This is a genomic window from Pseudomonas sp. HP_12 (assembly GCF_055283955.1).
The window spans coordinates 200015-225109 of the sequence record NZ_JBTOQG010000061.1 but is presented as its reverse complement, the minus strand read 5'-3'; the positions used below and the strand labels follow the sequence as shown (position 1 = coordinate 225109).

The 25095-nt window shown below is 59.0% G+C and carries 18 protein-coding genes and 1 pseudogene; 16 read left to right on the top strand and 3 right to left on the bottom strand.

The annotated features are described in order from the left end of the window. Positions 1–64 precede the first annotated feature (64 nt). From ACYASU_RS26005 to ACYASU_RS25955, 11 genes are all read left to right on the top strand, one after another. Positions 65–2848 (top strand): LPS-assembly protein LptD, encoded by a 2784-nt coding sequence (locus ACYASU_RS26005; protein WP_192173102.1) that lies wholly within the window; start codon positions 65–67, stop codon positions 2846–2848. After that, the gene (locus tag ACYASU_RS26000) at positions 2829–4151 is read left to right on the top strand and encodes a peptidylprolyl isomerase (RefSeq protein WP_192173103.1); all 1323 of its coding nucleotides are present in this window, start codon (positions 2829–2831) and stop codon (positions 4149–4151) included. Before ACYASU_RS26005 ends, ACYASU_RS26000 begins: the two co-directional genes overlap by 20 nt. Beyond that, positions 4148–5137, top strand: a complete 990-nt coding sequence (gene pdxA / locus ACYASU_RS25995) for a 4-hydroxythreonine-4-phosphate dehydrogenase PdxA (protein WP_463584526.1) — start codon at positions 4148–4150, stop codon at positions 5135–5137. Before ACYASU_RS26000 ends, pdxA begins: the two co-directional genes overlap by 4 nt. Continuing rightward, entirely contained in the window at positions 5134–5940 is an 807-nt protein-coding gene (gene rsmA, locus ACYASU_RS25990; protein ID WP_192173105.1) for a 16S rRNA (adenine(1518)-N(6)/adenine(1519)-N(6))-dimethyltransferase RsmA, read from the top strand. The genes pdxA and rsmA overlap by 4 nt, the downstream gene beginning before the upstream one ends. Positions 5941–6057: 117 nt before the next feature. Then, complete coding sequence (gene apaG / locus ACYASU_RS25985) at positions 6058–6438, top strand: Co2+/Mg2+ efflux protein ApaG (protein ID WP_192173106.1); 381 nt, start codon at positions 6058–6060, stop codon at positions 6436–6438. Beyond that, positions 6438–7319 (top strand): symmetrical bis(5'-nucleosyl)-tetraphosphatase, encoded by an 882-nt coding sequence (locus ACYASU_RS25980; protein ID WP_192173107.1) that lies wholly within the window; start codon positions 6438–6440, stop codon positions 7317–7319. The genes apaG and ACYASU_RS25980 overlap by 1 nt, the downstream gene beginning before the upstream one ends. Positions 7320–7374: 55 nt before the next feature. Then, complete coding sequence (gene glpE, locus ACYASU_RS25975; protein ID WP_192173108.1) at positions 7375–7695, top strand: thiosulfate sulfurtransferase GlpE; 321 nt, start codon at positions 7375–7377, stop codon at positions 7693–7695. A gap of 287 nt (positions 7696–7982) precedes the next feature. Next, positions 7983–9905, top strand: a complete 1923-nt coding sequence (locus tag ACYASU_RS25970; RefSeq protein ID WP_192173109.1) for a PrkA family serine protein kinase — start codon at positions 7983–7985, stop codon at positions 9903–9905. 116 nt (positions 9906–10021) lie between these two features. After that, positions 10022–11293: a YeaH/YhbH family protein gene (locus tag ACYASU_RS25965; protein WP_074886967.1), complete on the top strand. Its 1272-nt coding sequence runs from the start codon at positions 10022–10024 to the stop codon at positions 11291–11293. Continuing rightward, a complete protein-coding gene (locus ACYASU_RS25960; protein WP_133775468.1) occupies positions 11290–12852 on the top strand; it encodes a SpoVR family protein in 1563 nt (520 codons plus the stop codon). Before ACYASU_RS25965 ends, ACYASU_RS25960 begins: the two co-directional genes overlap by 4 nt. 70 nt (positions 12853–12922) lie before the next feature. Then, positions 12923–14152, top strand: a complete 1230-nt coding sequence (locus ACYASU_RS25955; protein WP_463584525.1) for a multifunctional CCA addition/repair protein — start codon at positions 12923–12925, stop codon at positions 14150–14152. 36 nt (positions 14153–14188) lie between these two features. On the opposite strand, the gene folK is transcribed toward ACYASU_RS25955, so the two are convergent. Beyond that, positions 14189–14716, bottom strand: a complete 528-nt coding sequence (gene folK, locus ACYASU_RS25950) for a 2-amino-4-hydroxy-6-hydroxymethyldihydropteridine diphosphokinase (RefSeq protein WP_282368215.1) — start codon at positions 14714–14716, stop codon at positions 14189–14191. Beyond that, positions 14707–15060 (bottom strand): dihydroneopterin aldolase, encoded by a 354-nt coding sequence (gene folB / locus ACYASU_RS25945; protein WP_423573498.1) that lies wholly within the window; start codon positions 15058–15060, stop codon positions 14707–14709. Before folB ends, folK begins: the two co-directional genes overlap by 10 nt. 74 nt (positions 15061–15134) lie before the next feature. Here folB and plsY point away from each other — a divergent pair, with 74 nt between their 5' ends. Continuing rightward, entirely contained in the window at positions 15135–15704 is a 570-nt protein-coding gene (plsY, locus tag ACYASU_RS25940; protein ID WP_074886952.1) for a glycerol-3-phosphate 1-O-acyltransferase PlsY, read from the top strand. A 48-nt stretch (positions 15705–15752) separates the two neighbouring features. On the opposite strand, the gene tsaD is transcribed toward plsY, so the two are convergent. After that, positions 15753–16778, bottom strand: a complete 1026-nt coding sequence (gene tsaD, locus ACYASU_RS25935) for a tRNA (adenosine(37)-N6)-threonylcarbamoyltransferase complex transferase subunit TsaD (RefSeq protein WP_463584524.1) — start codon at positions 16776–16778, stop codon at positions 15753–15755. 196 nt (positions 16779–16974) lie between these two features. On the opposite strand from tsaD, the gene rpsU reads away from it, so the two are divergent. The 4 genes and pseudogenes from rpsU to ACYASU_RS25915 form a co-directional block, all read left to right on the top strand. Further along, the gene (rpsU, locus tag ACYASU_RS25930) at positions 16975–17190 is read left to right on the top strand and encodes a 30S ribosomal protein S21 (protein WP_002551877.1); all 216 of its coding nucleotides are present in this window, start codon (positions 16975–16977) and stop codon (positions 17188–17190) included. Between the two features lie 262 nt (positions 17191–17452). Next, on the top strand, positions 17453–19420 hold the full coding sequence (dnaG, locus tag ACYASU_RS25925; protein WP_463584523.1) for a DNA primase: 1968 nt from the start codon (positions 17453–17455) through the stop codon (positions 19418–19420). Positions 19421–19487: 67 nt separating this feature from the next. After that, on the top strand, positions 19488–21332 hold the full coding sequence (rpoD, locus tag ACYASU_RS25920) for an RNA polymerase sigma factor RpoD (RefSeq protein ID WP_463584522.1): 1845 nt from the start codon (positions 19488–19490) through the stop codon (positions 21330–21332). A 439-nt stretch (positions 21333–21771) separates the two neighbouring features. After that, positions 21772–24714, top strand: a pseudogene (locus ACYASU_RS25915) (sensor domain-containing protein); the annotation flags it as partial. Positions 24715–25095 lie beyond the last annotated feature (381 nt).

The window sequence follows — 25095 nt, the reverse complement described above, 5'->3', positions numbered from 1 at the left end:
GCCCATCGAGAGGCGTGCGGCCCCCCCGCGGGCAGATGGCGCGCAGGAAGCCCGGACTAATAAGATGGCATTGAAATCCCCCGCGTTTCGTAAAAAATTTCCGTTGCTCGTAACCGGCAGTTTGCTGGCGATGCAACCCCTGGCCGTCCCGTACGTGGTTGCCGCCGAACAGTATGACTGCTCGGTGTCTGCAACAGGTGCATGGGATTGCTCTCCGAAAACCAACGCAGCCCAGTTGCCTCCGCGCCCCGTGCACGACGCCAACAGTGTTTCGTCCAACAGCAGCACGGCAGATGGGGCTCAGACGACCACCACCTCCGATGGCGAAGTCGTGCCCAAAACGATGCTGGTCACCGAGGCCAAGGGCCGTGGCCTGAAATCGCGCAGCGCCGATTACAGCCACCTTGACTGGGTTCCGCGCGAGAAGCTGACCGCAGCCCAACTGGCCGAGACCGGTCCGTACTGCTCGGGCGCCTACATCGAACCGATCCGTCCGGGCATGGACGACAAGACGCCGAAGAGCGACGCACCGACTTTCATCGGTGCCAAGGCTTCCCGTTATCAGCAGGAAGAACAGGTTGCGACCCTGGCCGGCGACGTCGTCCTGCGTCAGGGCAGCATGCAGGTCGAGGCTGACGAAGCCAGCCTGCATCAGGCCGAGAACCGTGGCGAGCTGAACGGCGATGTCCGTCTGCGCGACAACGGCGCCCTGATCGTCGGTGATCACGCTGAAGTCCAGCTCGACACCGGCGAAGCCAAAGTCGACAACGCCGAGTACGTGCTGCACAAGAACAACGTTCGCGGTAACGCCCTGTACGCTCGTCGTGCCGAGAACGCGATCATCCGCTTGAAGGACGGCACGTACACCACGTGCGAACCGAACAGCAACGCGTGGACCGTTAAGGGCAACAACATCACCCTGAATCCGGCCACCGGTTTCGGTACTGCCACCAACGCCACACTGCGCGTTCATGACATTCCGATCCTTTACACGCCTTACATCTATTTCCCGATCGACGACCGTCGCCAGTCCGGCTTCCTGCCACCGACCATCGGCACGGACAGCGACACCGGCTTCTCGTTGCTCACTCCGTACTACTTCAACCTGGCGCCGAACTACGACGCCACGTTGTACCCGACCTACATGGCCAAGCGCGGCATGTTGCTGGAAGGCGAGTTCCGTTACCTGACCAAGAGCAGTGAAGGTCAGTTCGGTGCGGCTTACCTGAACGACGACAACGACGATCGCAAAAATCAGTCGGACTACAAAGACACCCGCTGGTTGATCAACTGGCAGGATCGAAGTGGTCTGGATTCGCGTCTGACCAGCAAGATCGACTACACCAAAGTCAGCGATCCTTACTACTTCAAGGACCTGAAAAGCGGTCAGGAAGGCGTCAGCACCCACGACTACCTGAACCAGCAGGGCGCGGTCTACTATCGTGGTGATAACTACACCGCGACGCTGAACGCTCAGCAGTATCAGCTGACCACCGTGACCCAGATCACGCCTTATGGCCGCCTGCCTCAGCTCACGCTGAACGGTTCGCTGCCGTTCCAGCCTGCAGGCTTCAAGTTCGATTACGAGACTGAGCTGGTTCGCTTTGATCGCGATTTGAGAACCGGTGGCTACACCAACGAAGACGACGTGACTTCGCCGCGTCTGGACACCAACGTCCGGGGGCTTGCTCGTGCGAACGGCGATCGTCTGAACCTGGCGCCGTCCATCAGCCTGCCGCTGACTGCCAGCTACGGTTTTGTAACGCCCAAGCTGAAGTACGTTTACACCCAGTACGATCTGGACCTGGACTCGCAGGGCAAGAGCACGTTGCTGGCGGATGAGACTTATCACAGCAGCGAAAACCGCAGCGTGCCAATTTTCAGCGTCGACAGCGGCCTGTATTTCGATCGCAACACCAACTGGTTCGGGAAAAACTACCGCCAGACGCTGGAGCCTCGTGCGTACTACCTCTACGTGCCAGAGAAAGATCAAACCGATATCCCGATTTTCGACTCGGGTGAAACCACGTTCAACTACGCCTCGCTGTTCCGCGACAACCGCTTCGTCGGCTCCGACCGTATCGGTGACGAAAACAAACTGTCGCTGGGCGTAACCAACCGCTGGATCGAAGACAACGGTTTCGAGCGTCAGCGTGTCAGCATTGGTCAGGCGGTGTATTTCGCCGACCGTAAGGTGCAACTGCCAGGCATTGCCTACGAAGACCGCAAGGACGCCCAGTCCGACGTGTCGCCTTACGCACTGGAATACGAATATCGCTTCAACCGCGACTGGCGGGCGACGTCGGACTTCAACTGGGACCCGGACAGCCGCAGCACTCGCTCCGGCAGCGCAATGGTTCACTACCAGCCTGAAGACGAGCCGGGCAAGATCATCAACGCCGGCTACCGCTATCGCAACGACCAGGTTCGTTACGACCAGACTACAGGTCGCTGGAGCGTAGGTGGGGGTGACTACACCTATCCGGATGGCACCGTCATCAAGGACTACTACAAGATTCAGCAACATGACTTCTCGGTCATCTGGCCTGTGGTTCCGCAGTGGAGCGCCATCGCTCGCTGGCAGTACGACTACAACCGTGACCGCACCCTCGAAGCCTTTGGTGGTTTTGAATATGACAACTGCTGCTGGAAGCTGCGTCTGATCAACCGGTACTGGGTCGACTATGACGAGTCCACCCAAGAGATACCGCAGAACGAGAAAGGCGACCGCGGCGTCTTCCTACAAATCGTGTTGAAGGGACTTGGCGGCGTCGTTGGCCAAAAAGTTGAAAGCTTCCTCGACAAAGGCATCCAAGGTTATCGTGAACGTGAAGACCAAGCTTTCTGATTGTCTGCGCCCGCTGATGCTGGGCGCGCTGCTTATCGGTACTGTTGCGCACGCTGAAGTGCGCACCATCGACAAGGTAGTTGCCATCGTCGACAACGACGTGGTCATGCAAAGCCAGCTCGACCAGCGCACCCGTGAGGTTCAGCAAACCATCGCCAAGCGCGGGCAGGGTGTTCCGCCTGCCAGCGCGCTGGAGTCTCAGGTCCTGGATCGTCTGATCCTGGAAAACCTGCAGATCCAGATCGGCGAACGCTCCGGCATTCGCATCAGCGATGAAGAACTGAATCAGGCGGTTGCAACCATCGCTCAACGCAACAACATGAGCGTTGACCAGTTCAAGGCTGCGCTGACCCACGACGGGCTGTCCTACACCAGCGCACGTGAGCAGATCCGCCGGGAAATGATCATCAGCCGTGTGCGTCAGCGTCGGGTTGCCGAACGTATTCAGGTCTCGGAGCAGGAAGTGAAGAACTTCCTCGCTTCCGACCTGGGCAAGGCTCAGTTCTCCGAAGAATTCCACTTGGCCAACATCTTGATCCCGACGCCGGACAGCGCGACGTCGGATCAAATTCAGGCCGCTGCAGCCAAAGCCAAGGACCTCTACGGCAAGCTGCAACAGGGTGCGAACTTCGAGCAGATGGCAATCGCGTCGTCGGCCAGCGAAAGTGCTCTGGACGGTGGTGACATGGGCTGGCGTAAAGCCGCTCAGTTGCCGCCTCCGTTTGGTGACATGCTGTCGTCGATGCGTCCGGGCGAGGTCACCCCTCCTGCGCGTACACCGGGCGGCTTCATCATTCTCAAGCTGCTGGAAAAACGCGGCGGCGAGACTCAGACCCAGATGCGCGACGAAGTCCACGTTCGTCACATCCTGATCAAGCCAAGCGAAATCCGCAGCCCAGCCGAGACCAAGCTGCTGGCGCAACGTATCTACGACCGGATCCAGAATGGCGAAGACTTCGGCGAACTGGCGAAGAGCTTCTCTGAAGATCCAGGTTCGGCGCTCAACGGCGGCGACATGAACTGGGTTGACCCGCGTTCGCTGGTTCCGGAGTTCCGCGACGTCATGAACGAGACACCTCAGGGTGTCGTGTCCAAGCCGTTCGAGACTCAATTCGGCTGGCACGTTCTGGAAGTCCTCGGCCGTCGCTCGACTGACAGCACCAGTCAGGCCCGTGAGCAACAGGCGATGACTGTGCTGCGTAACCGCAAGTACGACGAAGAGCTGCAAACCTGGCTGCGTCAGATCCGTGATGAAGCCTACGTCGAGATCAAGCTCCCCGGAGCTGATCAGGCGGCCAAGTGAAACCCCAGCGTTTCGCCCTGACACCCGGCGAGCCGGCCGGCATCGGTCCCGACCTTTGCCTGCTGCTCGCCGCGCAGTCCCAGCCCCATCCCCTGATTGCCATTACCAGCTGCGACCTGCTCACCGAGCGGGCCGTCCAGCTGGGTGTGGCTGTCAGCTTGATCCCCGTCACACCCGCCGCCTGGCCTGACGTCCCGGCCCCCTCTGGCAGTCTGTATGTCTGGGACACCCCGGTTCAGGCGCCGGTCATTGCAGGCCAGCTCGACAAAGCCAATGGCGGCTTCGTGCTCGAAACCCTGACCCGCGCCGGCCAGGGCTGCCTGGACGGCCACTTCGCCGGCATGATCACAGCGCCGGTGCACAAGGGCGTGATCAACGACAGTGGCATCGCGTTCTCCGGGCACACTGAATTTCTTGCCGAGCTGACCCACACCGAACAGGTGGTGATGATGCTGGCAACCGGTGATCTGCGCGTGGCGCTGGTGACCACTCACCTGCCCCTGCGTGACGTCGCCGACGCGATCACCGCTGAACGGCTGGAGCGCGTGACGCGCATCCTTCACGCGGATCTGGTCAACAAATTCGGCATCGCCCGCCCGCGGATTCTGGTCTGTGGCCTGAACCCCCATGCTGGCGAGAGCGGTCACCTGGGCCGCGAAGAAATCGACATCATTGAACCTACTCTGGCGCGTCTGCGCAGCGAGGGCCTGGATTTACATGGACCGCTGCCTGCCGACACGCTCTTCACCCCCAAATATCTGGAGCACTGCGACGCAGTGCTGGCGATGTACCACGACCAGGGCCTGCCCGTGCTGAAGTACAAAGGCTTCGGCGCCGCCGTCAACATCACGCTGGGCCTGCCGATCATTCGCACCTCCGTCGATCACGGCACGGCGCTGGATCTGGCGGGCACCGGCAAGATTGACACCGGCAGCCTCAGGGTCGCTCTGGAAACCGCCTATCAGATGGCCGAGACCCATTCATGAACGAGCAATTTCAACACAAGGCGCGCAAGCGTTTTGGCCAGAACTTCCTGCACGATGCCGGTGTGATCGACAAGATCCTGCGCTCCATTCGGGCCAAGACCGAGGACCGCATGCTGGAAATCGGCCCGGGACAAGGCGCCCTGACCGAGGGCCTGCTGAACAGCGGCGCACAATTGGACGTCGTCGAGCTCGACAAAGACCTCGTGCCGATTCTCATGCATCAGTTCGGCAGCAAGCCGAATTTCAGTCTGCATCAGGGTGACGCACTGAAGTTCGACTTCACCAGCCTGAACGCCGCACCCAACAGCCTCCGTGTCGTCGGCAACCTGCCGTACAACATCTCGACGCCGCTGATTTTCCACCTGCTGCAGAACGCTTACCTGATCCGCGACATGCACTTCATGCTGCAGAAAGAAGTGGTCGAGCGCCTGGCGGCAGGTCCGGGTGGCGGTGATTGGGGACGGCTGTCGATCATGGTTCAGTACCACTGCCGCGTTGAGCATCTGTTCAACGTTGGTCCGGGCGCGTTCAATCCGCCGCCTAAAGTCGATTCGGCCATCGTTCGTCTGGTGCCCCACGAAACCCTGCCGCACCCGGCCAAGGATCACCGCGTGCTTGAGCGCGTCGTCCGCGAGGCCTTCAACCAGCGCCGCAAGACCCTGCGCAATACGCTGAAAGCCCTGCTGACCAGCGAAGAAATCACCGAAGCCGGCGTCGATGGCAGCCTGCGTCCGGAGCAGCTGGATCTGGCGGCGTTTGTGCGACTGGCCGACAAGCTCAGCGAAAAGCCAGTCGCCGCCTGACCTTCTCGGGACATGTCCGGTCAAAGCCTCATCGGTCTTTATCCGTGACATGTCTTAGACTGATTTCCAACCGGACGACTTCCGGCTATTTCCGCTTTCGCTTCTAAGGCCTCTTGCATGTCTGATTCTCGTTACCAGGTCGACGTCAGCGTCGAGACCCGATTCCTAGCCGAACAGTCTCAGCCTGAGCAAAACCGCTTCGCCTTCGCCTACACCATCACCGTGCAGAACAACGGCGAGTTGCCAGCCAAGTTGCTGTCACGCCATTGGGTGATTACCGACGGCGACGGTCAGGTTGAAGAGGTGCGCGGCGACGGCGTTGTGGGACAGCAACCGCTGATCCAGCCGGGACAAAGCCACACCTACACCAGCGGCACCGTGATGACCACCAAGGTGGGCAACATGCAGGGCACTTATCAAATGCTCGCCGAAGACGGCAAGCGCTTCGATGCTGTCATCGCTCCGTTCCGTCTGGCCGTCCCGGGGGCGCTTCACTGATGGCGGTCTACGCAGTCGGCGACCTGCAAGGCTGCCTTGAACCGCTGAAGTGCCTGCTCGAACGCGTTGCATTCGAGCCCGGCAAAGACACGCTCTGGCTGGTCGGCGACCTCGTCAACCGAGGTCCACAGTCACTGGAAACCCTGCGCTATCTCTACGCCATGCGCGACTCGATCGTCTGCGTGCTGGGCAATCACGACCTGCACCTGCTGGCGGCCGGCCGCAATATCGAGCGCCTGAAGAAAGGCGACACGCTGCGGGAAATCCTCGAAGCGCCAGACGCCGTCGTGCTGCTCGACTGGTTGCGCCAACAGAAGCTGATGCATTACGACGCTGAACGCGACATCGCACTGGTCCACGCAGGGATCCCGCCGCAATGGACGCTGAAGAAAGCACTGCGCTGCGCCGAAGAGGTGGAAGAGGCATTGCGCGATGACAATCGCTTCGAGCCTTTTCTCGACGGCATGTACGGCAACGAGCCTGCCAAGTGGGACAAAGACCTGCAGGGCGTCACCCGGCTGCGTGTGATCACCAATTACTTCACGCGCATGCGTTTTTGCACCAGCGATGGCAAGCTCGACCTCAAGAGCAAGGAAGGCCTCGACAGTGCGCCGGCGGGTTACGCGCCGTGGTTCAAGCACAAGGAGCGCAAGACCAAGGGCGTCGGTATCATTTTTGGTCACTGGGCCGCACTTGAAGGCCGATGTGACGAGCCCGGGGTGTATGCGCTGGACACGGGCTGTGTCTGGGGCGGCGCCATGACGCTGCTCAACGTCGACACTCGCGCGCTGATCCGTTGCGACTGCGACGAGCGCGGCAACGCAAAGGTACCCGCCCCTGCGCTAACCCCCCTCAGCGAGCCAATTCCGCTGCAGCAGTAAAGATCTCACTACGTTCTCGACCGTTCGAGGACCCGACGGCCCAGGAGCCCGAGCCATGACTGACTTCAAACGCATTTCACCCGAACAAGTCCATGCCCTGCGCGAACAAGGCGCGGTACTGGTGGACGTACGTGACGCGCAGACCTACGCGTCCCAGCACATTCCGGATTCCCATCATCTCGACAATCACTCCATCGCCGACTTCATCCGTCAGGCCGATCTGGACAAACCGTTGGTCGTCCTCTGCTATCACGGCAACTCCAGTCAGAGCGCAGCGGCCTATCTTGTAGGTCAGGGCTTCTCCGAGGTCTACAGCATGGATGGCGGTTTCGAGTTGTGGAAAACCCAATTCCCTGCTGAAACCACGCAAGGCTGATCGAAAAATATTTTTGCTGGCCGCTATCCCGCGTCCTACGCGGGCTCGCGCCCTCATCTGACGAACGGGTATGCCCTCTTCATCCCCATTGCTTCTTTCTGTGCCCGAATCCGAACTACTCTTAGCCTCAGGCCATCCGAATCAGGGGAGAGCCGGTACACCGGCGCGTGGGTCATCGGTAGCTACTTTTATGGTGTTTGGGGGGTAATGGCAGCCGCGTGATCGGCTTCCATCCAGCATCAACTGACGATCCGCCGCCGGCTCCACGTATCGAGCGAGGTGACGTCATGAGTATTTTTAGCCACTTCCAACAACGCTTTGAATCGACACGGCAGGAAGAGCTCTCGCTACAGGAGTATCTCGAGCTCTGCAAAACCGATCGCAGCGCATACGCTTCCGCCGCAGAACGTCTGCTGATGGCCATCGGTGAGCCTGAGTTGTTCGACACGTCGACCAATTCCAGGCTGTCCAGAATCTTCTCCAACAAGGTCATTCGGCGCTATCCGGCGTTCGAGGATTTCCATGGCATGGAGGACTGCATCGAGCAAATCGTCTCGTACTTCCGCCACGCCGCCCAAGGCCTGGAAGAGAAGAAACAGATCCTTTACCTGCTCGGCCCGGTAGGCGGCGGCAAGTCGTCCCTGGCTGAAAAACTCAAAACACTGGTCGAAAAAGTACCGTTCTACGCCATCAAAGGGTCCCCGGTTTTCGAATCCCCTTTGGGCCTGTTCAAACCCACCGAAGACGGGACGATCCTCGAAGAGGACTACGGCATCCCGCGCCGGTACCTGAACACCATCATGTCGCCATGGGCGACGAAACGCCTGGCCGAATTCGGCGGCGACATCAGTCAGTTCAAAGTGGTGAAACTCTACCCTTCCATTCTCAACCAGATCGCCGTCGCCAAAACCGAGCCCGGCGACGAGAACAACCAGGACATCTCGGCGCTGGTGGGTAAGGTCGATATCCGCAAGCTCGAGGAATACCCACAGAACGACGCTGACGCTTACAGCTATTCGGGCGCGCTGTGCCGGGCCAACCAGGGCCTGATGGAATTCGTGGAAATGTTCAAGGCGCCGATCAAGGTGCTTCACCCACTGCTGACCGCCACCCAGGAAGGTAACTACAACAGTACCGAAGGCCTGGGCGCGATTCCGTTCACCGGTATTTTGCTGGCCCACTCCAACGAATCGGAATGGCACAGCTTCCGCAACAACAAGAACAACGAAGCCTTCATCGACCGGATCTACATCGTGAAGGTGCCCTACTGCCTGCGGGTCAGTGACGAGATCAAGATTTACGACAAGCTGCTGTTCAACAGCTCGCTGGCCAAAGCCCACTGCGCGCCGGACACGCTGAAAATGCTCGCGCAGTTCACTGTGCTGTCGCGGCTTAAAGAGCCGGACAACTCCAACATCTATTCCAAGATGAGGGTCTACGACGGCGAGAACCTCAAGGACACCGATCCAAAAGCCAAGTCGATTCAGGAATACCGCGACAGCGCCGGTGTCGACGAAGGCATGAACGGACTCTCGACCCGGTTCGCGTTCAAGATCTTGTCGAAGGTTTTCAACTTCGACCCCCATGAGATCGCCGCCAACCCGGTCCATTTGCTGTACGTGCTGGAGCAACAGATCGAGCAGGAACAGTTCCAGGCTGAAACCCGCGAGCGGTACCTGCGCTTCATCAAGGAATACCTGGCGCCGCGCTACATCGAGTTCATCGGCAAGGAAATCCAGACTGCGTACCTCGAGTCCTACAGCGAGTACGGCCAAAACATTTTTGACCGCTACGTGCTGTACGCGGACTTCTGGATTCAGGATCAGGAATACCGTGATCCGGAGACCGGCGAGATCCTGAATCGCGTGGCGTTGAACGAGGAACTGGAGAAGATCGAAAAACCGGCTGGCATCAGTAACCCGAAAGACTTCCGCAACGAGATCGTCAACTTCGTGCTGCGAGCCCGCGCCAACAACAACGGCAAGAACCCGACCTGGCTGAGCTACGAGAAGCTGCGGGTGGTGATCGAGAAGAAAATGTTCTCGAACACCGAAGACCTGCTGCCGGTCATCAGTTTCAACGCCAAGGCCAGCAAAGAGGATCAGCAGAAGCACAACGACTTTGTCACACGAATGGTCGAGCGGGGCTACACCGATAAACAGGTAAGGCTTCTTTCCGAATGGTACCTACGGGTCCGGAAATCGCAGTAAGGCAGCTGCAAGCGTCAAGCCACAGGCTGCATGAAGAAAGCGCGTCATCTGCTTTCCGGATAACCGCCTCTACTCGCAGCTTGCGGCTCACAACTTGAAGCTCCCCGGAGGGGCCTATGAGCTATGTGATCGACCGACGTCTCAATGGGAAGAACAAGAGCACGGTGAATCGGCAGCGCTTTCTTCGCCGTTATCGTGACCACATCAAGAAGGCAGTTGAAGAAGCCGTCAGCCGGCGCTCCATTACCGATATGGAGCACGGCGAACAGATCAGTATTCCGGGGCGGGATATCGACGAACCGGTGTTGCACCATGGTCGTGGCGGCAAGCAAACGGTTGTTCATCCGGGTAACAAGGAGTTCACCACCGGTGAGCACATCGCACGCCCGCAAGGTGGCGGCGGTGGCAAAGGGCCTGGCAAGGCGGGCAACTCTGGCGAGGGCATGGATGAGTTCGTGTTCCAGATCACTCAGGAAGAATTTCTCGAATTCATGTTCGAGGACCTGGAGCTGCCCAATCTGGTCAAGCGCAACCTGAGCGGCACTGACACGTTCAAGACCGTTCGCGCGGGCATCAGTAACGAAGGCAACCCGTCACGCATCAATATCATCCGCACATTGCGCTCGGCACATGCGCGGCGTATCGCGCTGTCCGGCAGCAGCAGGGCCAAGCTGCGCCAGGTGCAGGCTGAACTGGAACGCCTGAGGATCGAGGAGCCCGACAACTTCGGCGATATCCAGGAACTGGAAATCGAGGCCGCGAAACTTCAGGCGCGCATTCGTCGCGTCCCGTACCTGGACACCTTCGACCTCAAATACAACCTGCTGGTCAAACAGCCGAACCCTAGCTCCAAAGCCGTGATGTTCTGTCTGATGGACGTTTCCGGGTCGATGACCCAGGCCACCAAGGACATCGCCAAGCGCTTTTTCATCCTGCTGTATCTGTTCCTCAAGCGTAACTACGACAAGATCGAAGTCGTCTTCATCCGCCACCACACCAGTGCGCGGGAAGTCGACGAAGAGGAGTTTTTCTATTCACGGGAAACCGGCGGCACCATCGTTTCCAGCGCATTGAAGCTGATGCAGGAAATCATGGCCGAGCGCTACCCCACCAACGAATGGAATATCTACGCAGCCCAGGCCTCGGACGGCGACAACTGGAACGATGACTCGCCCATTTGCCGCGATATCCTGATCAAACAGATCATGCCGTTCGTGCAGTACTACACCTACGTCGAAATCACCCCGCGCGAACATCAGGCGCTGTGGTTCGAATACGAACGCATCGGCGAAGCCTTCGCCGACACGTTCGCCCAGCAGCAGCTGGTCTCTGCCGGTGATATCTATCCGGTGTTCCGTGAACTCTTCCAGCGCAGGTTAGTGACATGACCGCTAGAGAGCAGAAGCGCCAACCCCTCTCCACGGGTTCAGAGTGGACGTTCGAACTGATCCAGGCCTACGACCGGGAGATCAGCCGCATTGCCGAACGTTATGCGCTGGACACTTACCCCAACCAGATCGAGGTGATCACCGCCGAGCAGATGATGGACGCCTATGCGTCTGTCGGCATGCCCTTGGGTTATCACCATTGGTCCTACGGCAAGCACTTCCTCAGTACGGAAAAATCCTACTCGCGAGGCCAGATGGGTCTGGCCTACGAGATCGTCATCAACTCCGATCCGTGCATCGCCTATCTGATGGAAGAGAACACCATCTGCATGCAGGCGCTGGTCGTGGCCCACGCCTGCTATGGGCATAACAGCTTCTTCAAGGGCAATTACCTGTTCCGCACCTGGACCGACGCCAGTTCGATCATCGATTACCTCGTCTTCGCCAAGCAGTACATCATGCAGTGCGAAGAGCGCCACGGGATCGATGCGGTCGAGGATCTGCTGGATTCCTGCCACGCGCTGATGAACTACGGCGTGGATCGCTACAAGCGGCCCTATCCGATTTCGGCGGAGGAAGAACGCCGCCGCATGAAGGACCGGGAAGAGCACCTGCAGAAGCAGATCAACGATCTGTGGCGTACGATTCCGAAAAGTGCGAGCAAGAACGACAAAGAGGACTTCTCGCGCTTCCCCGCCGAGCCCCAGGAAAACATCCTTTACTTCATCGAAAAGCACGCCCCATTGCTGGAGCCCTGGCAGCGTGAAGTGGTGCGCATCGTGCGCAAGATCGCCCAGTATTTCTACCCACAGCGTCAAACCCAAGTGATGAATGAGGGCTGGGCAACGTTCTGGCATTACACGCTGATGAACGATCTGTACGACGAGGGGCTGGTGACTGACGGCTTCATGCTCGAATTCCTGACCTCTCATACCAGTGTCGTCTACCAGCCGGGCTTCGACAGTCCCTACTACAGCGGTATCAATCCCTACACGCTTGGCTTTGCCATGTATCAGGACATCCGGAGGATGTGCGAGCACCCGACCGAGGAAGACCGCCACTGGTTTCCCGATCTGGCCGGCACCGACTGGCTGACGGCTGTGAAGTTTGCGATGAGCAGCTTCAAGGATGAGAGCTTCATCCTGCAGTACCTGTCGCCCAAGGTGATCCGTGACCTGAAGTTGTTCAGCATCCTCGACGATGACCAGAAGGACGATCTCCTCGTGCCCGCCATCCACGATGAAACCGGCTACAAGGTGATTCGTGAAACTCTCGCCGCGCAATATAACCTCGGCAACCGCGAACCCAACGTGCAGATCTACAGCATTGACCGGCGCGGCGACCGCTCCCTGACCCTTCGTCATCAACAGCACGACCGCAAACCCTTGGGCGATTCGACGGATGAGGTGCTGAAACACCTGCATCGGTTGTGGGGTTTTGATATCCATCTGGAAACGCTGCAAGGCGACCAGGTGATGAAAGTCCACCATGTGCCGCCGAGAAGCGAACACGCTGACAGTGAATATCCCCGGCTGGACCTGGCGGTCGTCCACTTATAAACCATGAGCGTTTCCAGCCTCCGCGATCGCGACTTAAGGTTTATCCTGTCGCCCTCACGGAGGCTTTTTTATGCAGATTTATAAAGTTGGCGGCGCGGTACGCGATCGCCTGCTTGGCAAACCGGTCACTGACATTGACTGGGTAGTGGTGGGTGCGTCGACCGAAGAGATGCTGGTCAAGGGCTACCGCCCGGTGGGAACGGATTTTCCTGTTTTCCTGCATCCGCTGACCGGTGAGGAGTACGCACTGGCCCGCACCGAACGCAAGACCGGCAAAGGCTACGGCGGCTTTGTTTTTCACGCCCACCCGGACGTCACGCTGGAGCAAGACCTGATCCGCCGCGACCTGACCATCAATGCCATTGCCGAAGACAAGAATGGACAACTGACTGATCCTTATCATGGTCAGCAGGACCTTGAAGCCCGAGTATTACGTCACGTTTCCCCCGCGTTCGCCGAAGATCCACTGCGCGTCCTGCGCGTGGCCCGCTTCTCCGCGCGCTATGCCCCCGACGGTTTTACCATCGCCCCGGAAACCCTCGAACTGATGCGCCAACTGAGCGGTTCGGGTGAACTGGAAGCGCTGACACCGGAGCGCAGCTGGAAGGAAATTTCCCGCGCGCTGATGGAAAGGGAGCCGCAGGTGTTCATCGAAGTCCTGCGCGAATGCGGCGCCCTGCACGTGCTGATGCCAGAAGTCGACGCGCTGTTTGGCGTGCCTCAGCCGGAAGCCCATCACCCTGAAATCGATACCGGTGTGCACGTTCTCAGCGTGTTGCATCAGTCCGCCCTGCACCGCCAGCCGCTTAGCGTTCGCTGGGCTTGCTTGCTGCACGACTTGGGCAAGGGCCTCACGCCGCAAGAGGAATGGCCGCGGCATATCGCCCATGAGCACAAAGGACTCAAGGCGATCAAGGCAATGAACCAGCGTTTCAAGGTGCCGAGGGACTGTCAGGAACTGGCGCTGCTGGTGGGCGAATATCACACCCATGGCCATCGCGCGCTGGAGCTGAAGCCTTCGACATTGCTGGATCTGCTGCAGAGCTTTGACGTGTATCGTCGCCCGCAGCGCTTCGAGGAGTTCATCGCTGCCTGCGAAATGGACGCCCGAGGCCGCAAGGGATTTGAGTCGCGCACGTATCCGCAAGCCGAGTACCTGCGCGGTGCTGCCGAAGCGGCGCGGCAAGTGGCAGTGCAACCGCTGCTGGAGAAGGGTTTTCAGGGCCAGCAACTGGGCGAGGCGCTCAAGCGGGAGCGGCTGGATACGCTGAAGGTATACAAGGCGTCGTATCAGCTTTAAGCCGCTGGCTTGGCTACGGCTCGGTCGGGCTGCCTGCTACATCGTAGCCAGCAGGGTGGCCGGGGTAAGTTGCTCGCCGCGCCATTCGAAGGCAACCGGCCAGAGTTTCTGATCGATGTTCGCATCGGCCCAAAGCTGGGCAAATGACACGCCGGCCTCTGGATGCAGGCGTTGCGGCGCGATCAGTGACAGCGGCCACAGCACGAACGCGTTTTTGAGGATTTCAGCCCGAGGCAGAATCAGGCCGTCGAAGTTGCCGACCTGTTCGCCATACAGCAGGACGTCGATGTCCAGCGGCAGCCCCTTTCGATCAGGGGCATAACGCCCGTTATCGGCTTCGATGAATTTGAGGCGGCGGTCCAGCTCAGTCAGCGGCAGGTCGGTCAGCGCCGACACCACCAGATTGAAAAACGGCCCGCTCTTGATCCCCACCGGATGACTTTCGAACACGGGCGAGCAGGTCATGTCGGTCAGAAAGCCGGCAAGGGCCTCGAGGCCAGCGCACAGATGGCGCTCCCGCTCGATGTTGCTGCCCAGTCCCAGAAAAATCCGTGTCAGCGACATCCGCGCTCGATCTCCACCCCAACGCCCTTCGCCGCAGGCACGGCTCCCGGCTTGGTCAATTTGAGGTGCAGCCAGGGAATGTTGAACTCGCTCATCAGCACTTCGGCGAGTCGCTCGGCAAAGGTCTCGACCAGCTGGAATTGAGAGGCTTCGGCGAACGTCTGAATTCGCGCGGACACACTGGCGTAATCGAGCGCCTTGCTCAGGTCGTCGCCTGCGGCTGCAGGCCGATTGTCCCAGGCAAAACTCAGGTCCAGACGCAGGCACTGGCGAATGCCACGCTCCCAGTCGTAAGCGCCGATGACGGTATCGACCTCCAGACCCTCAATGAAAACTCTGTCCAAGCCTGTTTCTCCGCTGCACGACAAGGGCGCGATGCGCCGTTAGAATCAAGGCAACCTCGCCCGGAATGGTTAGCATGTTTTGGTTACTGGCGGTCCTCGCCTACCTGCTCGGTTCGCTGTCCTTTGCCATCCTGATCAGCCGCATAACCGGTCGCCCGGACCCTCGCGCCAGTGGCTCGGGCAACGCCGGCGCCACCAACATGCTGCGCCTGGCCGGCAAGAAACTCGCGGTACTGACCCTGATTGGCGACGTCTGCAAAGGCATGATCCCGGTGCTGATCGCCAGAGGATTGGACCTCGACCCACGCCTGCAGGCCTGGATCGGACTGTGCGCAGTGCTGGGGCATCTGTTCCCGCTGTACTTCCGTTTTCGTGGCGGCAAGGGCGTGGCCACCGCCGCCGGCATGTTGCTGGCCTTGTATCCGCCAGCCGCCCTGCTCGCCATAGGCGCCTGGCTGCTGACGTTCTACCTCACTCGCACCAGCTCGTTGGCGTCCCTGATTGCCACGCCGCTCACCCTTCCGCTGCTTGCCTGGCAGGAACCCCACGCTTTGCTGCCGATGAGCGTATTGACGTTGCTCATCGTCTGGCGCCATCGGGGCAATCTACGCGACCTGTTTGCCGGGCGCGAACGGCATTTCTGACGCTGCCCCCTTTCACATCCCCAATCAGGCGCTCGAACCTATTTGCCCTCAAAGACCGGGCAACTGCTCCATCGGCCAGCGCGCCTGAACCGTAATGCTCAGACTTTCCCTCTGCCCCGCCTGCAAACGCTGGCAGCCGGCAAAGGCGATCATCGCGCCGTTGTCGGTGCAGAACTCAGGACGCGCGTAGTAGACATTGCCACCCAGGCCATCGAGCATCTGCCCAAGCGACAGGCGCAACGCCTTGTTCGCGCTCACGCCCCCGGCAATGACCAGACGTTTGAGCCCAGTCTGCTTCAGCGCGCGTTTGCACTTGATGGTCAAAGTGTCCACCACCGCCTGCTGGAAGGCCAGCGAGATGTCGCAACGGGTTTGCTCGCTGTCGTCCCCGGCGCTTTGGCACTGCTGCCACGTGTTCAGCGAAAAGGTTTTCAAGCCGCTGAAACTGAAATCCAGCCCGGGGCGGTCCGTCATCGGACGCGGAAAGACAAACCGCCCAGCCACACCGGATTGCGCCAGACGGGAAATCTCCGGACCACCGGGGTAGTTCAGCCCCATCATCTTTGCGGTTTTGTCGAAAGCTTCGCCGGCGGCGTCGTCCAGGGTCTCGCCCAGCAGTTCGTAAAGACCAATGCCATCGACGCGAACCAGTTGCGTATGGCCGCCGGAAACCAACAAAGCGACGAACGGAAACTCAGGCGGATTTTCCTCCAGCATCGGCGCCAGCAGATGCCCTTCCATGTGGTGAACACCCAGCGCCGGGATGTCCCACGCAAATGCCAGAGCCTGTGCGCACGAAGCCCCTACCAGCAGGGCCCCGACCAGTCCCGGGCCAGCGGTATAAGCGATGGCATCGATCTCGGTCACGGCGCAGTCCGCCTCGGCCAACACCTGACGAATCAAGGGCAGCATGCGTTTTACGTGGTCACGCGAGGCAAGCTCCGGGACCACGCCACCGTAGACGCGGTGCAGGTCGATCTGGCTGAATAATGCATCGGCAAGCAACCCGCGTTCGCTGTCGTACAGCGCGACACCGGTCTCATCGCAGGAAGTTTCCATTCCCAGTACTAGCATGGGGTACGCCTTGTGGAGGCTGAATTCGAAGGCGCGCATAATAGTCGCCGCTCATGCCTGCGACCAGTGCTTTTCGATCAGAGGCTTTGCATTCCGCGAAGCAAGGGGTTAACATCCGCAACCCTTAAAAACCGACGTACTTAGTGCAAGCGTTGCAGTAAGCGTTGACCCCGGTAATGAATGAAGGTAGCTCTGGATGCCAGCCGTCAAAGTTAAAGAGAACGAACCCTTCGACGTAGCTCTGCGTCGTTTCAAGCGCTCCTGCGAAAAAGCCGGTGTTCTGGCTGAAGTTCGTAGCCGCGAATTTTACGAGAAGCCGACTTCTGAGCGTAAGCGTAAAGCAGCAGCTGCTGTTAAGCGTCACGCCAAGAAAGTACAGCGCGAACAGCGCCGCGCCGTTCGTCTGTATTAATACAGACGTCTGACGCAAGCTTCTGCCTTGCCCGGCCTTCAAAGCCGGGCTGTCGGCAGTTGCAGTTTTAGCCTCAGGCAACACCGATCAAGCAACACAAGACAGAGGCTGTTGACGCCGCAGATGCGACCGAGACAAACCCCGTCGATTTCTTCCAGCCTGACTCAGGCCGCGTTGACCCGTCTACACTGACCAAGCAACCGTCGTTACGGTTTGGATTCGCCACGATCTTTCTGGCGGGGCGCCTGATGATGAGAACGCCATGGCCGGACTGATTCCCCAAGGTTTTATTGACGACCTCCTGAACCGCACCGACATCGTCGATGTTGTCAGCTCACGCGTTCAATTAAAAAAGACCGGCAAGAACTTCAGCGCCTGTTGTCCTTTTCATAAAGAGAAGACACCGTCGTTCAGCGTCAGCCCGGACAAACAGTTCTATTACTGCTTCGGCTGTGGCGCGGGTGGCAATGCCCTCGGCTTCATCATGGACCACGACAACCTGGATTTCCCCCAGGCCGTCGAAGACCTGGCCAAAGCCGCCGGGATGGAAGTCCCACGCGAACAAGGCGTCAAAGGGCAAAAGCCCAGGCAGCCTACCGATTCGCCGCTCTACCCCCTATTAACAGCCGCCGCCGACTACTATCGCGCTGCGCTGAAGAGCCATCCAACGCGAAAATCTGCGGTGGAATACCTGAAAGGCCGTGGCCTGTCAGGCGAGATTGCCCGGGACTTCGGACTCGGCTTCGCCCCTCCTGGCTGGGATAACCTCTACAAACACCTTAGCAGCGACACCCTTCAACAGAAGGCGATGATCGATGCCGGCCTGCTGATCGAAAACGCCGAAACCGGCAAACGCTACGACCGCTTTCGCGACCGGGTGATGTTCCCCATTCGCGACAGTCGCGGCCGTGTTATCGCATTTGGCGGGCGGGTACTGGGCGACGACAAGCCCAAATACCTGAACTCTCCTGAAACCCCGGTGTTTCATAAGGGTCAGGAGTTATACGGTTTATTCGAAGCTCGCAAATTTAACCGTAACCTGGACGAGATTATCGTCGTCGAAGGCTACATGGACGTTATTGCGCTGGCCCAACAAGGCTTGCGCAATGCCGTTGCGACGCTCGGTACGGCGACCAGTGAAGAGCATTTGAAGCGGCTGTTTCGCGTGGTACCGAACGTGTTGTTCTGCTTTGACGGTGACCAGGCTGGCCGAAACGCCGCTTGGCGTGCGCTGGAAGCGACGATTCCCGGTTTGCAAGACGGCCGGCGCGCGAGGTTTCTGTTTCTGCCCGAAGGGGAAGATCCCGACACTCTGGTGCGGGCCGAAGGCACCGACGCATTTAAGGCCAGGATCAACCAGCATGCACAACCGCTGGCCGACTATTTTTTCGAGCAACTGACCAAGGAGGCCGATCCGCGCTCCCTGGAAGGCAAGGCACACATGGTAACGCTGGCCGCGCCGCTGATCGAAAAAGTGCCGGGCGCGAATTTGCGTGAGCTGATGCGTCGACGCCTGAAAGAGATCACCGGACTGGACACCGCTGCGGTTAACCAACTGATGCAGTCCGCTCCGGCGGAAGCCCAGCCCAGCTACGATCCAGGCTTTGATTACGAGGCCGTGCCGGATTATGGCGATTACCAGCAGCACGATTACCAGGCGCAGCAGGAATGGACACCGAGCGCGCCGGGCGGTCAGCAGAAGAAATGGGACAAGAAGCCGTGGGACAAAGGCAAGAAATGGGACAAGAACGGCAAGCGTCCTGATTTCGAACCTCGCGGGCCACGCACACCGGCGACGGTCGAGCCACCGGCACTGACAGCACTCAGAACGTTGCTGCACCACCCTGAACTGTCAGCGCAGGTCGCCAACGCCAGTACGTTCGCCGATGAAGAGAATGTGTATTTACAGCTTCTGGTGGCCCTGATCGACGCTACACAGAAAAACCCGAAGCTGCGCACGATGCAGTTGATTGCCCGCTGGCATGGCACCGATCAAGGACGATTGCTGCGTCAACTGGCGGAAAAGGAATGGCTGATCTCGGCCGATAACCTTGAACAACAGTTTTTCGACACTATAACTAGCTTGTCTGCTCGCCAACGCGAGCGACATCTGGAGCAATTGATCAGGAAGGAACGGCAGTCAGGCCTGAGCGCGGAAGAAAAAGTTCAGCTGCTCAACCTGTTAAATCGCAAAGTTCCTGCACAAACCCCGACCTCAACTGGCGTGTGAGGTCATAGCTCGGGTATAATCCCCGGCTTGTTTTTTGCCCGCCAAGACCTTCAGTGGATAGGGTGTTATGTCCGGAAAAGCGCAACAGCAGTCTCGTATCAAAGAGTTGATCACCCTGGGTCGTGAGCAGAAGTATCTGACTTACGCAGAGGTCAACGACCACCTGCCTGAGGATATTTCAGATCCAGAGCAGGTGGAAGACATCATCCGCATGATCAACGACATGGGGATCCCCGTACACGAGAGTGCTCCGGATGCGGACGCCCTTATGTTGGCCGACGCCGATACCGACGAGGCAGCCGCTGAAGAAGCCGCTGCTGCGTTGGCTGCGGTGGAGACCGACATCGGTCGCACGACTGACCCAGTGCGCATGTATATGCGCGAAATGGGTACCGTCGAGCTTCTGACACGTGAAGGCGAAATTGAAATCGCCAAGCGTATCGAAGAAGGCATCCGTGAAGTGATGGGCGCCATCGCGCACTTCCCTGGCACGGTTGAGCACATTCTCTCCGAGTACACTCGCGTTACCACCGAAGGCGGTCGCCTGTCCGACGTTTTGAGCGGATATATCGACCCGGACGACGGCATAGCGCCGCCAGCCGAAGTCCCGCCGCCGGTAGATCCCAAGGCCGAGAAGGTCGAAGGGGCTGACGACGAAGAGGACGACGCTAGCGACGATGAAGAGGACGAGGTCGAAAGCGGCCCGGATCCAGTCATCGCCGCCCAGCGCTTCGGTGCCGTTTCAGACCAGATGGCAATCGCCCTCAAGGCGTTGAAAAAGCACGGTCGTGGCAGCAAGCAGGCCAACGCTGAACTGCTGGCTCTGGCCGAGCTGTTCATGCCGATCAAGCTGGTTCCGAAACAGTTTGAAGGTCTGGTTGAGCGCGTCCGCGGTGCCCTTGAGCGTCTGCGTGCCCAAGAACGCGCCATCATGCAGCTGTGTGTTCGTGATGCACGTATGCCGCGCGCCGACTTCCTGCGCCAGTTCCCGGGCAACGAAGTTGACCAGAGCTGGACCGAGGGGCTCGCCAAAGGCAAAAGCAAGTACGCTGAAGCCATTGGTCGTCTTCAGGCCGACATTCAGCGTTGCCAGCAAAAGCTGACCGCGCTGGAAGAAGAAACCGGCCTGACCATCCTGGAAATCAAGGACATCAACCGTCGGATGTCGATCGGTGAGGCCAAGGCCCGCCGCGCGAAGAAAGAAATGGTTGAAGCCAACCTGCGTCTGGTGATCTCGATCGCCAAGAAGTACACCAACCGTGGCCTGCAATTCCTCGATCTGATCCAGGAAGGCAACATCGGTTTGATGAAGGCGGTGGACAAGTTCGAATACCGTCGTGGTTACAAGTTCTCGACGTACGCCACCTGGTGGATTCGTCAGGCGATCACTCGCTCGATCGCTGACCAGGCACGCACCATTCGTATTCCGGTGCACATGATCGAGACGATCAACAAGCTCAACCGCATTTCCCGTCAGATGTTGCAGGAAATGGGTCGCGAACCGACGCCGGAAGAGCTGGGCGAACGCATGGAAATGCCTGAGGACAAGATCCGCAAGGTGTTGAAGATCGCGAAAGAGCCGATCTCCATGGAAACGCCGATCGGTGACGACGAAGATTCCCACCTGGGTGACTTCATCGAAGATTCGACTATGCAGTCGCCAATCGATGTCGCCACGGTAGAGAGCTTGAAAGAAGCGACGCGCGAAGTGCTGTCGGGCCTCACCGCCCGTGAAGCCAAGGTTCTGCGTATGCGTTTCGGTATCGACATGAATACTGACCACACCCTTGAGGAAGTCGGTAAGCAGTTCGATGTAACCCGTGAGCGTATCCGTCAGATCGAAGCCAAGGCGTTGCGCAAGCTGCGTCACCCGACGCGAAGCGAACACCTGCGTTCGTTCCTCGACGAGTAAGCGACGCGTCATACCAAACCCCCGGCATTGCTGGGGGTTTTGCGTTTTAAGGAATAAATTTTCGGCACAGTGCCACTGTTGTCCAGCCCGGCTACACTCGTTTGATTCTTACCCATGAATCACCGAGGCTGCCATGATTTGGATGCCGGCCATTGCTCTCTTATGCTTGCTTACCCCCTCTGCAGTCTCCGCCCAGGCATTGCTTCACAACGAAGATGAAGGGCAAGCGATGCGGCAAGGGTTACAGTCCACCGAAGACGCCCAATCCAGAAATCCAGTCGATATAAACCAAAACTTATCCACTCCCCTGCTCAGCGACCGATTTGTCGGTGTCAATCAGGCGCGCCCATCAGAACGACACAACGACCTGACGGATTCGTCAGCCGCATTGCCGGCAGGTATCCATGCCAGCGAACGCAGCAAGCTCTGGCACGAGTTCTTGCTGATCGGACTGCCCGGGCTGCTGGTGCTGACAACGGTGCTGGCCATTGTGGTGCGGGTCAACCGTCGCCTCAGCTCGGAAATTTCCCGCCGGATCGCGCTGGAACAAGAGCTGCGCAGCAGCGAGTACCACTATCGCGGGATGATCGAGAGCCTTTCGGCCATCGCATGGGAAGCCAACACTCACGACTACTCCTACAACTACGTCTCGCCCCATGCGCAGGAATTGCTGGGGTATCCGCTGCACCAGTGGCGAAGGCCCGGATTCTGGCGCAGCATCGTTCATCCCGAGGACATCGACTACGCCCAAGCCTACTGCGACCGTGAGGTGGCGGAAGGCAATGATCACAGCGTCGATTACCGAGTCCTGAGCGCCGACGGCAGGGTGGTCTGGATTCGCGATATCGTGAGCATGATCGGCTGTGGCCGAGAGCCCGTGATGCGCGGGCTGATGATCGACATCAGCGAAGCCAAGCAGACCGAAGAAGCGCTGCGCCTGTCGGAAGGGAAGTTCGCCTCGGTGTTCGCGCAATGCCCTGACATGCTGGTGATCGCTCGCCTTTCCGATGGTTGTTTTCTGGAGGCCAATCCGGCATTTGCCGAGCAAATTGGCGTCAGCCCGGCCGACGTTGTAGGACGCGTGCCCTCCGAGTTGAATATCTGGGGCATTCCCGACATCGGCCACAGTCTGCTGCAACGCCTTCAAAGGGGCAGCATACGCAATCTGGAAATGCCGTTTCGGCGCAGTGATGGCCGCTTGTTCACCGGGCTTCTGTCAGCCGAGCCCTTTGATCTGGACTCCACGCCCGCAGTGGTTCTGGTGGTGAGGGACATCACGCCGCTCAAGGAAGCCCAGCAACAGCTGCAAATGTCCGAAGAGAAATTTGCCAAGGCCTTCCATTCTTCGCCAGACGGACTGCTGATTACACGGCAAAACGACGGGTTGCTGGTGGAGGTTAACGACGGTTTCAGCCGGATCACCGGTTATCACAGCTCGCTATCCGTAGACCGTACCACCCTCGACCTGGGCATCTGGGTAGACCTGAACGAGCGACAGCAACTGCTTGAGCAATTAAACCGCGACGGGTTCGTGAAGGACTTCACCAGCCACATTCGTCGAAGGGATGGTCAGATCCGCCTGTGCGAGATTTCCGCGCGACCGCTGCCGATTGCCGGTGAGGATTGCATGCTCACCATCGCGCGCGACATCACCGACCGCCACCAGATGCAGGAGAAACTGCAACTGGCCGCGACGGTATTTGAGAGCACGGCGGAGGGTGTGTTGATCACCGACACCCGACAGCGGATCAATGCCGTCAACCGCGCCTTCAGCGAGATCACCGGCTACAGCGAACAGGAAGCCCTCGGCGAGACACCGCGTCTCCTGGCGTCCGGATTCCACGACAGCGCGTTCTACGCCGCCATGTGGTACCAACTGACGGCAGAGGGTCATTGGCAGGGCGAGATCAGCAACCGGCGCAAAAATGGTGAGATCTACCCGAGCTGGCTGACCATCAGTGCCGTGCGCAATCGCGATAAATTCATCACCCATTTCGTCGCGGTGTTCGCTGATATTTCCAGCCTGAAACAGGCCCAGGCCCGGTTGGATTATCAGGCGCATCACGACCCGCTGACCGGCCTGCCAAACCGGACGTTGTTCGAAAGCCGACTGCACGCCGCGCTGATTCACTCAAGAGCGGCTTACAGCCTCGGCGCGGTGTTGTTCCTCGACTTGGATCGCTTCAAGCACATCAATGACAGTCTCGGTCACCCGGTCGGCGATCTGCTGCTGAAGAGCATTGCGGTGCGCCTGAAGGAGAACCTGCGTGACATCGACACCGTCGCGCGACTCGGAGGCGACGAGTTCATTATCCTATTGCCGGGCCTGCAAAATCCGACTGACGCCGAAGTGGTCGCCACCAAGCTGCTCAACAGCTTTTCAGCGCCGTTTCAGGCGGGCGAACACGAGTTCTTCATGAGCACCAGCATTGGCAGCGCGCTGTTTCCCACAGACGGCGCGGACGTCGCCACGCTGATCAAGAACGCCGACGCAGCGATGTATCGTTCGAAGGCCAAAGGGCGTAACCGCGTCGAGCACTACACGCGCGATCTGACCGCTCAGGCCAGCGAGCGAGTCGCCCTGGAGCACGAACTGCGGCGCGCCATCGAGCGTAACGAGTTCACCCTGTCCTACCAGCCCAAGATCAGCTTGCTGACACACCGACTGGTCGGCGCCGAAGCGCTGATACGCTGGTTTCACCCCACGTTCGGCGATGTCCCACCTGAGCGGTTCATCCCGCTGGCAGAAGAAAATGGCATGATCCTGCAGATCGGCGAATGGGTACTCGATACGGCCTGCCAGCAATTGCATGCGTGGAACCAGCGCTACGACATGTCCGGCCCGTTGTCAGTGAACCTTGCCGGCGCCCAGTTACGTCAGACCGATCTCGTCAACAAGATCGAACGACTGCTGCTCCAGCACCAGCTGCAGCCAGGGTGTCTGCAACTGGAGATCACCGAGAACTTCATCATGTCGCAGACCGAGGAAGCGCTTTCAGTCCTGCATCGCCTGAAAACACTCGGTGTACAGCTGGCGATCGACGACTTCGGCACCGGCTACTCTTCGCTCAGTTACCTCAAGCGCCTGCCGCTGGACATCCTCAAGATCGACCAATCGTTCGTGCGCGGTTTGCCTGATGACCCCCACGATGCGGCGATTGTCCGCGCCATCATTGCGCTGGGCCGCAGCATGCAGCTGACAGTCATCGCAGAAGGCGTCGAAACCCTCGAACAGCAGCAATTCCTGGCGGACGAGGGCTGCGAACAAATCCAGGGATACCTCGTCAGCCTCCCCCTGCGCGCGGAGGAATTCTGCACGACATTTCTTCGTACAACCGTTTCAGACGTTTCGGATAGCACAGCGCGTAAACCGTCGTTATAATCCGCGGCCTACTGAGGGCCTATAGCTCAGTTGGTTAGAGCAGGGGACTCATAATCCCTTGGTCCACGGTTCTTATGTGGTACGCACCTAGGTGTGGTATTTGAACCGCAAATTTGGTAGTTTTACGCAGTAAATTTGGGCCTCTAGCTCATGTTGGTTAGAGCAGCGGACTTAGCAGATCAGTACCTAACCCCTCTGGGCATGGTGCTGAGCGAATGGGTTGCCTTGGGGTAAGTTGACTCTGTCCCTTGGTAGAATCGCTCAAATTCGGGGAAGCCTCTGTTTCGACGTGGTAATCCCGAGCCAAGCCTCGCGAGAGGAAGGTGTAGAGACTGTACGGGCGAGCCGTAAAGGCAAGAGACAGTCCAGACCACAAACCCG

Coding starts and splice junctions, on each gene's coding strand:
- ACYASU_RS26005 (WP_192173102.1), top strand. CDS start 65: ATGGCATTGAAATCCCCCGCGTTTCGTAAAAAATTTCCGTTGCTCGTA.
- rsmA (WP_192173105.1), top strand. CDS start 5,134: ATGAACGAGCAATTTCAACACAAGGCGCGCAAGCGTTTTGGCCAGAAC.
- apaG (WP_192173106.1), top strand. CDS start 6,058: ATGTCTGATTCTCGTTACCAGGTCGACGTCAGCGTCGAGACCCGATTC.
- ACYASU_RS25980 (WP_192173107.1), top strand. CDS start 6,438: ATGGCGGTCTACGCAGTCGGCGACCTGCAAGGCTGCCTTGAACCGCTG.
- glpE (WP_192173108.1), top strand. CDS start 7,375: ATGACTGACTTCAAACGCATTTCACCCGAACAAGTCCATGCCCTGCGC.
- ACYASU_RS25970 (WP_192173109.1), top strand. CDS start 7,983: ATGAGTATTTTTAGCCACTTCCAACAACGCTTTGAATCGACACGGCAG.
- ACYASU_RS25965 (WP_074886967.1), top strand. CDS start 10,022: ATGAGCTATGTGATCGACCGACGTCTCAATGGGAAGAACAAGAGCACG.
- ACYASU_RS25960 (WP_133775468.1), top strand. CDS start 11,290: ATGACCGCTAGAGAGCAGAAGCGCCAACCCCTCTCCACGGGTTCAGAG.
- ACYASU_RS25955 (WP_463584525.1), top strand. CDS start 12,923: ATGCAGATTTATAAAGTTGGCGGCGCGGTACGCGATCGCCTGCTTGGC.
- folK (WP_282368215.1), bottom strand. CDS start 14,716: ATGTCGCTGACACGGATTTTTCTGGGACTGGGCAGCAACATCGAGCGG.
- plsY (WP_074886952.1), top strand. CDS start 15,135: ATGTTTTGGTTACTGGCGGTCCTCGCCTACCTGCTCGGTTCGCTGTCC.
- tsaD (WP_463584524.1), bottom strand. CDS start 16,778: ATGCTAGTACTGGGAATGGAAACTTCCTGCGATGAGACCGGTGTCGCG.
- rpsU (WP_002551877.1), top strand. CDS start 16,975: ATGCCAGCCGTCAAAGTTAAAGAGAACGAACCCTTCGACGTAGCTCTG.
- dnaG (WP_463584523.1), top strand. CDS start 17,453: ATGGCCGGACTGATTCCCCAAGGTTTTATTGACGACCTCCTGAACCGC.
- rpoD (WP_463584522.1), top strand. CDS start 19,488: ATGTCCGGAAAAGCGCAACAGCAGTCTCGTATCAAAGAGTTGATCACC.